Consider the following 12,502-nt stretch of genomic DNA (forward strand, 5'->3'; position numbering starts at 1 on the left):
CGACTGCCCTTCAGTGGTGCGACGAGGTCACTTGCCGGCGTTGACGGTGGCCGACGTGACCGCGCTGTCCTCGACGTCCCACTTCTTCAGGACCTCGGCGTAGGAGCCGTCCTTGATGATGGCGTCGAGCGCTTCCTTGACGGCGTCGCGGAGCTGGGGCTTGTCCTTGGAGACGCCGATGCCGAAGAGGCCGACGTCGCTCTGGCTGCCGACGACCTCGAAGTCGTTGCCGCCGCCCGAGGTCTTCGCGATGTACGCGGCCACCGGGTAGTCGTTCAGGTCGGCGACCGCGCCGCCGGCCTTGACGCGGGTCTGGGCCTCGGCGTCGGTGTCGAAGGCCTGGATGGTCAGCTTCTTGTCGCCGCACTTGGTGGCCTGCGCCTTGAAGGTGTCCTCGTAGATCGTGCCGCGCTGGACGGCCACGGTCTTGCCGCAGAGGTCGTCGAGGGAGTTGATGCCCTGCGGGTTGCCCTTCTTGACCAGGAGGGAGACGCCGGAGCTGAAGTAGTCGACGAAGTCGATGCCCTTGCCGATCTTCTTCCCGTTGTCGTCCAGGCCCTCCTGGCGCTTCTTGTTGTCCGTCATCGAGGACATGATCAGGTTCTGGCGACCGCTGTAGATCGAGGTGATCAGGCCGTCGAAGGTGCCCGAGACGAACTCCAGCCTGACGCCGAGCTGCTTGCTGAGCGCCTGCGCGATGTCGGGGTCGACGCCGACGATCTTGCCGCCCTCGGTGAACTCCATGGGGGCGTACGAGGCGTCCGTGCCGACCTTGATGACGCCGGACTTCTGGATGTCGGCCGGGAGCTTCGAGAAGAGCGGCGCGGTGGAGGCGGGCTTCTGCGAGGACGAGGTGCCCTCCGCCGAGCCGCCCTCGGTCTGGTCGCCACAGGCGGTCATCAGCATGGAGCCGGCGACCGCGATGGCGGCGACCGCGGCAAGACGGGAGGTGCGGGTCTTGGCGGCGGTCGTACAGCGCGTGGAGCGTGCGGTCATGGTCGGGTTCCTCCGGCGTATCAGGGAGATGCCAGGTGGCCACGTACGCATCTTCGAGTGTCGCGGCCTCGTGTGATTACGGCATCTTGCCATTCGGACTGCCTCAAACAGACGGCCACGGATGTCAAAATCGGGTAACGGGTGACCCGCGAATCGCGACAGACCGCTCCATCAAGGCCGGACCTTCTGCGGAATCCCTTTCCCCGCACCGAAGAATCTCCGGTTGATCTCGCCATTCGGACGACGAGAAGGCCGCCAATCGGGTGCCCTGGGCATCTATGCGGACATCGTGTGACGTGTCATCACCCGTACGTGCCCGGATGCTCTCGGTATGAGTCGTGTCACCGAACGGGTATGGACTCGTCTGCGGTGCCGTCCGTCCGGTAAGAAGGATCCTTACACCCCTCATCCGGGGCTCAGGGCGCGTTGTGCGGCGCGCCCGAGCGGCTGCCAGACAAGGCGGCCGCGGTGCCTCCCACCCCTCCTCAACCGGGAGCGGCCACCCTCAAATGAAACAGACTCAAGGGGTCAACCCAATGGCAGCGGAGATCGTCAACCCTCGTAACGACAGCGGTACGGAAGCTCCCGAGGAGCCCTTCGATCCTGTCTTCGCCCTCCACCGGGGCGGCAAGATGGCCGTGCAGGCCACCGTCCCCGTCCGGAACAAGGACGACCTGTCCCTCGCGTACACGCCCGGCGTCGCCAAGGTGTGCACCGCGATCGCCGAGCAGCCCGAACTGGTCAACGACTACACCTGGAAGTCCCAGGTCGTCGCGGTCGTGACCGACGGCACGGCGGTGCTCGGCCTCGGCGACATCGGCCCGGAGGCCTCCCTCCCGGTCATGGAGGGGAAGGCCATCCTCTTCAAGCAGTTCGGCGGCGTGGACGCGGTCCCGATCGCCCTCGCCACCACCGACACCGACGAGATCGTCGAGACCGTCGTCCGGCTCGCCCCCTCCTTCGGCGGCGTGAACCTGGAGGACATCTCGGCCCCGCGGTGCTTCGAGATCGAGCGCAAGCTCCAGGAGCGCCTCGACATCCCGGTCTTCCACGACGACCAGCACGGCACCGCGATCGTCACGCTCGCGGCCCTGCGCAACGCGGCGAAGCTGACCGACCGGAACCTCGGCAACCTGCGCGCGGTCATCTCCGGCGCCGGTGCGGCCGGGGTCGCGATCGCGAAGTTCCTCCTGGAGGCCGGCCTCGGCGACGTCGCCGTCGCCGACCGCAAGGGCATCGTCAGCCGCGACCGCCAGGACCTCACGGACGTCAAGCGCGAGCTGGCCGAGATCACCAACAAGGCCGGTCTGAGCGGCTCCCTGGAGGACGCCCTCGCCGGCGCCGACGTCTTCATCGGCGTCTCCGGCGGCACGGTCCCCGAGGAGGCCGTCGCCGCCATGGCCCCGAACGCCTTCGTGTTCGCGATGGCCAACCCGAACCCCGAGGTCCACCCCGACGTCGCGCACAAGTACGCGGCCGTCGTGGCGACCGGCCGTTCGGACTACCCGAACCAGATCAACAACGTCCTCGCGTTCCCCGGCATCTTCGCCGGCGCGCTCCAGGTCCGGGCCTCCCGGATCACCGAGGGCATGAAGATCGCCGCGGCGAACGCGCTCGCGGACGTGGTCGGCGACCAGCTCGCCGCCGACTACGTGATCCCGTCGCCGTTCGACGAGCGGGTCGCCCCGGCCGTCACGGCCGCGGTCGCCGCCGCCGCCCGCGCCGAGGGCGTCGCCCGCCGCTGACGCGCCCGCCCGGTGGGTACGTCCGAAGGGCCCCGTTCCGCACGCCGGGACGGGGCCCTTCGGCGTACGGGTGTACGGACGGAGCCCGTACGGGAGCGACGGCCGGGCGCTCGTACCGGGGCGGTCCCGGTGTCCAGGGGCCGCCGGGCGACACGGGTCACACCGGGGTGTGGTTCCCCCGCCCGCCCGCGCGCCCTAGGGTCGGGGCCATGTTCGCTGCCTACGCCGCCCGAATCGACCGTGACCAGCCGCTGAACGGCCTCGAGTTGGGCGAACGCCCCGAACCCGAGGCGCGGGCCGGATGGACCACCGTGACCGTCAAGGCCGCCTCCCTCAACCACCACGACCTGTGGTCGCTGCGCGGAGTGGGCCTGCCCGAGGAGAATCTGCCGATGATCCTCGGCTGCGACGCCGCCGGGATCGACGAGGACGGCAACGAGGTCGTCCTGCACTCCGTGATCGGCCAGACGGGTCACGGGGTCGGCCCGGACGAGCCCCGCTCCATCCTCACCGAGCGCTACCAGGGCACCTTCGCCGAGCGGGTCACCGTCCCCCGCTGGAACGTGCTGCCCAAGCCGAAGGAGCTCTCCTTCGAGGAGGCCGCCTGCCTGCCCACCGCCTGGCTGACCGCGTACCGCATGCTCTTCACCAACGCCGGGGTACGCCCCGGGGACTCGGTCCTCGTGCAGGGCGCCGGCGGCGGCGTGGCCACCGCCGCGATCGCCCTCGGCAAGGCGGCCGGCCTGCGGGTCTTCGCCACCAGCCGCGACGAGGAGAAGCGCAAGCGGGCCGTCGAGCTGGGCGCCGTCGAGGCGTACGAGCCGGGTGCGCGGCTCCCGGGGCGCGTGGACGCGGTCATCGAGACCGTCGGCGCCGCGACCTGGTCCCACTCGGTCAAGTCGCTGCGACCGGGCGGCACGCTCGTCATCTCGGGCGCCACCAGCGGCGACCGTCCCTCGCACGCCGAGCTGACCCGGATCTTCTTCCTGGAGCTGAAGGTCGTCGGCTCCACGATGGGCTCCAAGGACGAGCTGGAGGACCTGCTGTCCTTCTGCGCGGCCACCGGCGTCCGCCCGGTCATCGACGACGTCCTGCCGCTCGACCGGGCGCGCGAGGGCTTCGAGAAGATGGCCGCCGGCGACCTCTTCGGCAAGGTCGTCCTGACGACCTCCTGAAGTTCTCCCGACGCCCTCTTGTTGACTCGTCAGTAGTACTGATGGGATCTCCGGCACGCGCACCCCGAACACACCGTCGTGCCGGAGGTCCCCCTTGCTGCGAACCACCTCGCGCACCACCTGGCGAACCGTTCTCCTCGCGAGCGCCGTCGTCGCCGCGCTGCTCACCCCGACGGCCGCCCACGCCGAGCACCGTGCCGAGCCCGGGGCCGAGCCCCGTGCCGGCGCCACGGGCGGCAGCCGCATCCCCGCCCTCACCGACGAGCACGGCCGCGCCCTCACCCTGCGCGGCTGGAACGTCGAGGACAAGGCGAACCGGGGCGACGCCGCCCTCTCCGCCGTCACCGAGAAGCACTTCCGCGACATGCGGGCCAAGGGCTTCGGCTTCGCCCGCCTCCTGGTCTTCTGGGACGACCTGGAGCCCCGGCCCGGCCAGTACAGCCAGGCCTATCTGCGGAAGATCGAACGGATCCTGGACTGGGCGGAGAAGTACGACGTCAAGGTCCTCCTCGACGCCCACCAGGACGTCTTCGGGCCCGCGTTCGGCCACCGGGGCATCCCCGCGTGGGCGACCAGGACCGACGGGCTGCCCTTCACCCCGCGCCCGGACGACTGGTTCTCCGAGTACTTCGAGCCCGCCGTCCAGCGGGCCTTCACCCACCTGTACGAGGACGAGGACCTGAGGCGCGCCCAGGCCCGCATGTGGCGGGTGCTCGCCGGCCGCTTCGACGACCACCCGGCCGTCCTCGGCTACGACCTGATCAACGAGCCGATGGGGGAGGTCCGGGAGGGCGAGGACCTGGTGACGGCGGCCCGGCGCATCGAACGGGACCAGCTCACCCCGCTCTACAACCGGCTCGCCGACGCCGTCCGCGCGGTCGACCGGGACGCCTGGATCTTCGTCGAGCCCACCCCCGTCGTGGGCGAGGGCGTGCCCACCGGGCTCGGGCGGATCCACGACCCGAAGGTCGTCTACGCCCCGCACTTCTACAACACCGGCATGGAGGCGGGCGCCGACTACGACCCCGCCGCCGGCTGGATCGAGACCTACGAGCGGGCCGTCACCCGCTACCCCGAGCAGTACGAGGTGCCCGTGGTGGTGGGGGAGTGGGGGCCGCTCAACAACTCCCTGCCGAACATGAACCGCTTCTACCGTGACGCGATGTCCTCCCTCGGCCGCTACGGCTCCGGCTGGGCCGGTTACGTGTGGTGCTACGGCGGCGGCTACTGCGCGGTCGACGGCGCCGGCGCCTTCCGCACCAACAAGGAGCTGACCGCCGAGCCGTACGCGGAGGCGGTCGCGGGCCGGGTCCGCTCCGCTGCGTACGACCCCGGGACCGGGGTCTACCGCCTCTCGTACGACGCCGCCGGGCGCCGGGGCTCCCGGGTCACCGAACTCTCCCTGCCGCCGGGCGACTGGCGGGTGACGGCCCGGGGCGCGGCCCTCGTCCTCCGCGAGGGCCGGGGCAGGGCCCGGGTCCTCGCGGCCCCGGACGCCCGGGTGACGGTCACGGTCACCCGCCGCTGACGCCGGGGCCGCGCCGACGGTCCGTACCGCGCAGGCCGCCCACCGTGCCCGGTCGCCCGCCCGCGGCCCTTCGCTCCCGGCCGCTCACCCCTTCCTGTCGGGGTGCAGCAGGTCCGTGATGCGGTGGGCCGCCGCGGCCAGGTGGCTCCGGGTCTCGGTCACCTGGTCCCGGGTCACCCCGTGGTCGCGGGCGGCGTCCCGGACCTCGTCGCGGAAGCGGTCGAGGAGCCGGTCGAGGTCGCGGGCCGGATCGCCCGAACCCTCCACGTCCCGCGCCCACTCCGGGGCCTCGCCGGCCGGGGCCGCCGCGAACGGCGGCTCCTGTCCGGCGGCACCGGCCTTCGGGTGGGTCGTGCCCGTCACCAGGTCCCCGAGCTGGGCCGTGATGCCGGAGATCCCCTCCCAGACCCCCTTGGGCCAGTCGCCCCGCGCGAAGTGGTCCTGGACCTCCTCCTGGACCTGCTGGGCGATCCGCTGGAACTCCTTCGCCTGGCGGCGCGCCGACCGGGCCTCCGCGCGGGCCTCGCGGGCCTGCTGCTTCCACTCCTGCCCGACCCGGCGCAGCTCCTCCTTGGCGTCGGTGAACGAGGAGGCCTCCGCCGTCCCGGCCCGGCCCGCCGCCGCGCGCATCTCGCTGCGGACCCGGCCGGCCGCTCCGCGCACGTCGTCGCGGATCTCCGCCGCCAGCTCCGACACCGACTCGCGGATCTCCCGCTCCAGGTCGTCCAGCTCGGCGCCGCGCCCGGCCAGTTCGGCGCGGCCCGCGTCGGTGATCGAGTAGACCTTCCGGCCCCCCTCGCTGGCGTGGGTGACGAGCCCCTCGGCCTCCAGCTTGGCCAGGCGGGGGTAGACCGTGCCGGCCGAGGGCGCGTAGAAGCCCTGGAAGCGCTCCTCCAGGAGTCTGATCACCTCGTAGCCGTGGCGGGGGGCCTCGTCGAGCAGTTTGAGCAGATAGAGGCGCAGGCGGCCGTGGGCGAAGACGGGCGGCATGTCAGAGCACCTTTCCGGTCGCGGAGGGGGTGGAGGAGGGGCCGGCGCCGGTGTCCTCGTCCGCCTCGGGGCGGCGGAGCAGGGCGATGGAGCCGGAGACGGTGGTGGCCCTGAGGGTGCCGCGGCCCGGACCGAGGGTGCCGGTGACGGTCCTGGCGCCCCACTGGCCCCCGACCCGCAGGTCCTCGAAGGCGTTCGACACGGAGCCGCTCGTGGTGCTCGCCTCGACCCGGGCGTCGGCCGGGTGCGGGAGCCGGATGGCGACCTCGCCGGAGACGCTGGTGAGCCGGATGTCGGCGGGCGGGCCGTCGGGCCCGGCCGGGGCGAGGTCGACGACCATGTCGCCGCTGACCGTCTCGGCCCGCACGGAGACGCCGGCGCCCTCGATCACCGTCACGTCCCCGGTCATCGAGTTGACCCGCAGGGCGCCCGTGACCGACTGGGCCTCCAGGCTCCCCGAGACGCTCTCGGCGCGGACCGGGCCGGAGAGCCCCAGGAGGGTGGTGTCGCCGCTGACGCCGCGCACCTCCGTACGCCCCCGGATGCCGGAGACGACGGCCTCGGCGCCGACCACGCCCACCTCGACGTCGGCCCCCGCGGGGACGGCGACGGAGACGACGGCCCGGCGCCGGTACTCCTTGCGGTCGAACAGCTTGAGGACGTGCTTCCACTGGAGGTCCTCGTACCCCACGGTCAGGGTGGAGCCGTCCTGCGACACGATCAGCGGCGGGCCGTCGATCTCGGAGATCTCCACACGGGCGGAACTCTCGTCCGTCCCCACCACGTTCACCGTGCCGTTGACGACGCGGATCCGCAGGCGCGTCACGGGGTCGGCCGGTGCCAGTTTCGTCGGCTCGGCGACGGACCACTCAGTCATGGTGCTGACCTCCCGCATCGGCAACGCAACATATCGCGTCTTTCGAACAACACGATATATCGCGGCCTGATGAAGTCAACCCTGACTCTCCCCCTAGGGAGGAGGGCAATTACCTCCTTGTGCGGACAAATTGGCCTAGCGTAGGGGCATGAATGCGACATCCGGACCGCACCCCGTCGGCGCGCTGCTGCTCTGCCGCGCCGAACCCCCGGCGGTCCGGCCGCCGGCCCAACTGCTCGGGGAACGCCTGCTCCTCGCCCCCGCCGGCACCGGCTGGAGCGTGCTCGTACCGGAGGGGAAGCCCTGGCTCCACGGCGGGGAACCCGTCGAACAGGTCGTCACCGGCTGGGCCACCGCCCTCGCCGTCTCGGCCGCCACCTGGCCCGTCGTCGCGCTGTGGTGGGACCGCGACCGGGCCGGGCTCACCCTCGCCGCCGGCTTCCGCCGCACGGTCGGCTACACATGGCTCGCGGACGGCACCCCCGTCGGCGAGGACGAGGCCATGCGCACCTTCGCCGCCCGGCTCGCCCTCGACCCCGTCCTCGACGTGCAGGCCCTCGAACCGCTCACCGGGCCCGACCCGGAGGCCGACGCCCACAGCCGGCTCGTCGGGATCGTCGCGGTCCTCGCCCGCGCCGGCCTCGCCCTGCCCACCGGCCTCGCCCCCGGCGACCACGCCGACCGGCTCCGCTCCGTCGCCCTCGCGCAGGGCGCCGAACAGCTCGAACGGACCGGCTGGAAGGACGCCGTCCGCGCCGAGCTCGACGTGGTGGAGGAGGGGCCCCTCGGCCCGTACCTGCGCGGCACGCGGGCGCGTGTCCTGGGCGGGGCGCAGCTCGCGGCGGGGGTGCCGCTGCTGCTCTGGGGCGCCGGCCGGCGCAGCGGCGGCTGGGCGGCGGCCGGGGCGCTGCTCGTCGCGCACGGCGCCCTGGGACTCGCGTACGACCGGCTCAGGGAGCGGTGACCGCACGGCGTCCGGGGACGCGGCGGCGTCCTACTCGTCGTCCTCGTCCTCGTCGTCCAGACGGGCCAGCCAGGTCGCGAGGCGCTCGACCGGCACCTCGAAGTCGGGGTTGAGGTCGACGAACGTCCGTAGCTGCTCGGCGAGCCACTCGAAGGTGACCTCCTCCTCGCCGCGCCGCTTCTCCAGTTCCTCGATGCCACGGTCGGTGAAGTACATGCGATCAGGATAGGCCGTGTCCCGCGCGCCCCCGCCGCCCGCCCGGGTCCGGGAACGCCGGAGGCCCGGCACCCCTGGTGGGGCGCCGGGCCTCCGCCCGTCACGCGCGAGCGGTACGGGATCAGGCGTCGAAGACCTCGTCGACGAGCTGCTGCTGCTCCGCCTGGTGGCGCTTGGCCGAGCCGACCGCCGGGGAGGAGGAGTGCGGACGCGAGATCCGGCGCAGGCGCTCGCCCGCCGGGATGTCCGCGCCGACCGCCAGGTCGAGGTGGTCGATCAGGTTGAGCGCGATGAACGGCCAGGCACCCTGGTTCGCCGGCTCCTCCTGGGCCCACAGGTACTTCTCGGCGTTCGGGTACTTGGCGATCTCGGCCTGGAGCTCGGCACCCGGCAGCGGGTACAGGCGCTCCACACGGATGATCGCCGTGTCCGTGACGCCGCGCTTCTGACGCTCGGCCTCCAGGTCGTAGTAGACCTTGCCCGCGCAGAAGACGACCTTGCGGACGTCGGCCGGGCTGACCGTCTCGTCGCCGATCACCGGGCGGAAGCCGCCGGTGGTGAACTCCTCCACCTTGGACGCCGCGGCCTTCAGGCGCAGCATCGACTTCGGGGTGAAGACGATGAGCGGCTTGTGGTGCGGGTTGTGCACCTGCCAGCGCAGGAGGTGGAAGTAGTTCGACGGCAGCGTCGGCATGGCGACCGTCATGTTGTCCTGGGCGCACATCTGGAGGAAGCGCTCCGGGCGCGCGGACGAGTGGTCCGGGCCCTGGCCCTCGTAGCCGTGCGGCAGGAGCAGCGTGACGCCGGAGGTCTGGCCCCACTTCTGCTCGGCCGAGGAGATGAACTCGTCGACGACGGTCTGCGCGCCGTTGACGAAGTCGCCGAACTGGGCCTCCCAGACGACCAGGGAGTCCGGGCGGGCCAGCGAGTAGCCGTACTCGAAGCCCATCGCCGCGTACTCGCTGAGCAGCGAGTCGTAGACGTTGTAGTGGGCCTGGTCCTCGGTCAGGTAGAGCAGCGGGGTGTAGTCCTCGCCGGTCTCCTGGTCCACCAGGACCGCGTGGCGCTGGCCGAAGGTGCCGCGGCGGGAGTCCTGGCCGGAGAGCCGGACCGGGGTGCCCTCCATCAGCAGGGAGCCGATGGCGAGGGTCTCGCCGAAGCCCCAGTCGATGGTGCCGTCGTCGATGGACGCGGCGCGGCGCTGCATCTGCGGCAGCAGACGCGGGTGGACCGTGATCCGCTCCGGGACGTTCACCTGGGACTCGGCGATCCGCTTCACGACCTCCTGGGAGACCGCGGTGGTGACGGCGACCGGGAACTCGGCCTGGGCGTCCGGGACGTGCACCGAGGACGGCGCGGCGGTGGTGGCCTCACGGACCTCCGCGAACACCTTCTCCAACTGGCCCTGGAAGTCCTGGAGCGACTGCTCCGCCTCCTCCAGGGTGATGTCCCCGCGACCGATGAGCGACTCGGTGTAGAGCTTGCGCACCGAACGCTTCTTGTCGATCAGGTTGTACATCTGCGGGTTGGTGAACGAGGGGTTGTCGCCCTCGTTGTGACCGCGGCGGCGGTAGCAGATGAGGTCGATCACGACGTCCTTGTTGAACGTCTGGCGGAACTCGAAGGCGAGCCGCGCGACGCGGACCACGGCCTCCGGGTCGTCGCCGTTCACGTGGAAGATCGGCGCCTCGATCATGCGGGCCACGTCGGTCGCGTACATCGAGGAGCGCGAGGACTCCGGGGCGGCGGTGAAGCCGACCTGGTTGTTGATGACGATGTGGACCGTGCCGCCGGTGCGGTAGCCCCGGAGCTGCGACATGTTCAGCGTCTCGGCGACGACGCCCTGGCCGGCGAAGGCCGCGTCGCCGTGCAGGGCGACGGGCAGGACGGTGAAGTCCGTGCCGCCCTTGTTGATGACGTCCTGCTTGGCGCGGACGACGCCCTCCAGGACCGGGTCGACCGCCTCCAGGTGCGAGGGGTTGGCGGTGAGCGAGACCTTGATCTGCTCGCCGTCCAGGCCGGTGAAGGTGCCCTCGGCGCCCAGGTGGTACTTGACGTCGCCGGAGCCGTGCATCGACTTCGGGTCGAGGTTGCCCTCGAACTCGCGGAAGATCTGCGCGTACGACTTGCCGACGATGTTCGCCAGGACGTTCAGGCGGCCGCGGTGGGCCATGCCGATGACGACCTCGTCGAGGCGCGACTCGGCGGCCGAGTCGATGACCGCGTCGAGCAGCGGGATGACGGACTCGCCGCCCTCCAGGGAGAAGCGCTTCTGGCCGACGTACTTCGTCTGCAGGAAGGTCTCGAAGGCCTCGGCGGCGTTCAGGCGGCGCAGGATCCGCAACTGCTCCTCGCGCTCCACGCGGGAGTGCGGGCGCTCGACGCGGTCCTGGATCCACTTGCGCTGCTTCGGGTCCTGGATGTGCATGAACTCGACGCCGGTGGTGCGGCAGTACGAGTCGCGGAGCACGCCGAGGATGTCGCGGAGCTTCATCATCGACTTGCCGGCGAAGCCGCCGACCGCGAACTCGCGCTCCAGGTCCCACAGGGTGAGGCCGTGCTCGGTGATGTCCAGGTCGGGGTGCTTGCGCTGCTTGTACTCCAGCGGGTCGGTGTCGGCCATGACGTGGCCGCGGACCCGGTAGGAGTGGATCAGCTCGAAGACGCGCGCGGCCTTGGTGACGTCGTCGTCGTGCGAGGCGTCGATGTCGCGGAGCCAGCGGACCGGCTCGTAGGGGATGCGCAGGGCCTTGAAGATCTCGTCGTAGAAGCCCTCCTCGCCGAGGAGCAGGTTCGCGACGATCCGCAGGAACTCGCCGGAGGCGGCGCCCTGGATGACCCGGTGGTCGTAGGTCGAGGTCAGGGTCATGACCTTCGAGATGCCCAGCTTGTTCAGGGTGTCCTGGGAGGTGCCCTGGAACTCGGCCGGGTAGTCCATCGAACCGACGCCCATGATGACCGACTGACCGGGCATCAGACGCGGCACGGAGTGGACCGTGCCGAGGCCGCCGGGGTTGGTCAGGGAGACGGTGACGCCGGAGAAGTCCTCCATCGTCAGCTTGCCCACGCGGGCGCGCTTGACGATGTCCTCGTACGCCTGCCAGAACTCGAAGAAGTTGAGCGTCTCGGCCTTCTTGATGCCCGCGACGACGAGCTGGCGGTCGCCGTTGGGCTTCACCAGGTCGATCGCGAGGCCGAAGTTCACGTGCTCCGGCTTGACCAGGGTCGGCTTGCCGTCCTTCTCCGCGAAGGAGTTGTTCATGGACGGCATGGCCTTGATGGCCTGCACCATCGCGTAGCCGATGAGGTGGGTGAAGGAGATCTTCCCGCCCCGGGCGCGCTTCAGGTGGTTGTTGATCACGATCCGGTTGTCGAAGAGCAGCTTCACCGGGACGGCGCGGACGGACGTGGCCGTCGGCACCTCCAGGGAGGCGTTCATGTTCTTCGCGACCGCGGCGGCGGGGCCGCGCAGCGTGATCAGCTCGGGACCGGCCGGGGCCTCGGAGGCCGGGGCGGCCTTCGCGGCGGCGGGCTTCGCGGCGGCCGGCGCGGCCTGGGCGGCGGCCGGCTTGGCGGCCGGGGCGGCCGCGGGGGTCGCCTTCACCGCGGCCGGGGCGGCGGCGGCCGGAGCCGGCTTCTGGGCGGCGGGAGCCGGAGCAGGGGCGGGCACGGCGGCCGGAGCGGCAGGCGCGGCCTGTGCGGGGCCCGTCTGCGGCGCGGCGGGAGCGCTCGGCGTGCCCTGCGGGCTCTGGGTGGGCGCCTGGGCGGCCGGGGTCTCCGACGCTCCGGGCTTGTAGTCGGCGAAGAAGTCCCACCAGGCACGATCGACCGAATTCGGGTCCTGGAGGTACTGCTGGTAGATCTCGTCGACGAGCCACTCATTGGCACCGAAGGCGGTCGCAGGGTTCTGGCCCTGCCCGTCTTGGTCGGTCGGGGAGCTCGGGGTACTGGGGGACTGAGACGACACGGCGGCAACCGCCCTCTTCCGCTTCACAAGGTGATGGACAGCGG

At 71.5% G+C, this 12,502-nt stretch carries 9 protein-coding genes; 4 read left to right on the forward strand and 5 right to left on the reverse strand.

The annotated features are described in order from the left end of the window. Window positions 1–27 precede the first annotated feature (27 nt). Window positions 28–996: an ABC transporter substrate-binding protein gene (locus ACFYNX_RS03215; RefSeq protein ID WP_388657081.1), complete on the reverse strand. Its 969-nt coding sequence runs from the start codon at window positions 994–996 to the stop codon at window positions 28–30. Window positions 997–1,532: 536 nt separating this feature from the next. Here ACFYNX_RS03215 and ACFYNX_RS03220 point away from each other — a divergent pair. The 3 genes from ACFYNX_RS03220 to ACFYNX_RS03230 all read left to right on the forward strand — a co-directional run bounded on the left by ACFYNX_RS03220 (window position 1,533) and on the right by ACFYNX_RS03230 (window position 5,444). Next, on the forward strand, window positions 1,533–2,741 hold the full coding sequence (locus ACFYNX_RS03220; protein WP_388657083.1) for an NADP-dependent malic enzyme: 1,209 nt from the start codon (window positions 1,533–1,535) through the stop codon (window positions 2,739–2,741). Window positions 2,742–2,950: 209 nt separating this feature from the next. Continuing rightward, window positions 2,951–3,916, forward strand: a complete 966-nt coding sequence (locus ACFYNX_RS03225) for a zinc-binding dehydrogenase (protein ID WP_388657086.1) — start codon at window positions 2,951–2,953, stop codon at window positions 3,914–3,916. Window positions 3,917–4,010: 94 nt separating this feature from the next. Further along, window positions 4,011–5,444, forward strand: a complete 1,434-nt coding sequence (locus ACFYNX_RS03230; protein WP_388657088.1) for a cellulase family glycosylhydrolase — start codon at window positions 4,011–4,013, stop codon at window positions 5,442–5,444. Window positions 5,445–5,528: 84 nt separating this feature from the next. On the opposite strand, the gene ACFYNX_RS03235 is transcribed toward ACFYNX_RS03230, so the two are convergent. Together ACFYNX_RS03235 and ACFYNX_RS03240 are read right to left on the reverse strand one after the other, a co-directional pair. Then, the gene (locus ACFYNX_RS03235; RefSeq protein WP_388657090.1) at window positions 5,529–6,434 is read right to left on the reverse strand and encodes a PadR family transcriptional regulator; all 906 of its coding nucleotides are present in this window, start codon (window positions 6,432–6,434) and stop codon (window positions 5,529–5,531) included. A gap of 1 nt (window position 6,435) precedes the next feature. Further along, window positions 6,436–7,311 carry a DUF4097 domain-containing protein gene (locus tag ACFYNX_RS03240; RefSeq protein ID WP_388657091.1) on the reverse strand — a complete coding sequence of 292 codons (876 nt, stop codon included), beginning with the start codon at window positions 7,309–7,311 and terminating at the stop codon, window positions 6,436–6,438. Window positions 7,312–7,459: 148 nt separating this feature from the next. Here ACFYNX_RS03240 and ACFYNX_RS03245 point away from each other — a divergent pair, with 148 nt between their 5' ends. Further along, on the forward strand, window positions 7,460–8,275 hold the full coding sequence (locus ACFYNX_RS03245; protein ID WP_388657093.1) for a hypothetical protein: 816 nt from the start codon (window positions 7,460–7,462) through the stop codon (window positions 8,273–8,275). A gap of 30 nt (window positions 8,276–8,305) precedes the next feature. Here the strand turns inward: ACFYNX_RS03245 and ACFYNX_RS03250 are convergent, their stop codons facing one another. After that, window positions 8,306–8,491 carry a DUF6104 family protein gene (locus ACFYNX_RS03250; RefSeq protein WP_007266501.1) on the reverse strand — a complete coding sequence of 62 codons (186 nt, stop codon included), beginning with the start codon at window positions 8,489–8,491 and terminating at the stop codon, window positions 8,306–8,308. A 121-nt stretch (window positions 8,492–8,612) separates the two neighbouring features. Next, window positions 8,613–12,458 carry a multifunctional oxoglutarate decarboxylase/oxoglutarate dehydrogenase thiamine pyrophosphate-binding subunit/dihydrolipoyllysine-residue succinyltransferase subunit gene (locus ACFYNX_RS03255; RefSeq protein WP_388657096.1) on the reverse strand — a complete coding sequence of 1,282 codons (3,846 nt, stop codon included), beginning with the start codon at window positions 12,456–12,458 and terminating at the stop codon, window positions 8,613–8,615. Window positions 12,459–12,502 lie beyond the last annotated feature (44 nt).

It is taken from the genome of Streptomyces sp. NPDC007872, from assembly GCF_042868165.1.
Classification (GTDB): domain Bacteria; phylum Actinomycetota; class Actinomycetes; order Streptomycetales; family Streptomycetaceae; genus Streptomyces.

What these genes read in the sequence shown, in the direction of transcription:
- ACFYNX_RS03250 (WP_007266501.1), bottom strand. Translation starts at nt 8,491, where the DNA reads ATGTACTTCACCGACCGTGGCATCGAGGAACTGGAGAAGCGGCGCGGC.
- ACFYNX_RS03235 (WP_388657090.1), bottom strand. Translation starts at nt 6,434, where the DNA reads ATGCCGCCCGTCTTCGCCCACGGCCGCCTGCGCCTCTATCTGCTCAAA.
- ACFYNX_RS03220 (WP_388657083.1), top strand. Translation starts at nt 1,533, where the DNA reads ATGGCAGCGGAGATCGTCAACCCTCGTAACGACAGCGGTACGGAAGCT.
- ACFYNX_RS03215 (WP_388657081.1), bottom strand. Translation starts at nt 996, where the DNA reads ATGACCGCACGCTCCACGCGCTGTACGACCGCCGCCAAGACCCGCACC.
- ACFYNX_RS03225 (WP_388657086.1), top strand. Translation starts at nt 2,951, where the DNA reads ATGTTCGCTGCCTACGCCGCCCGAATCGACCGTGACCAGCCGCTGAAC.
- ACFYNX_RS03245 (WP_388657093.1), top strand. Translation starts at nt 7,460, where the DNA reads ATGAATGCGACATCCGGACCGCACCCCGTCGGCGCGCTGCTGCTCTGC.
- ACFYNX_RS03240 (WP_388657091.1), bottom strand. Translation starts at nt 7,311, where the DNA reads ATGACTGAGTGGTCCGTCGCCGAGCCGACGAAACTGGCACCGGCCGAC.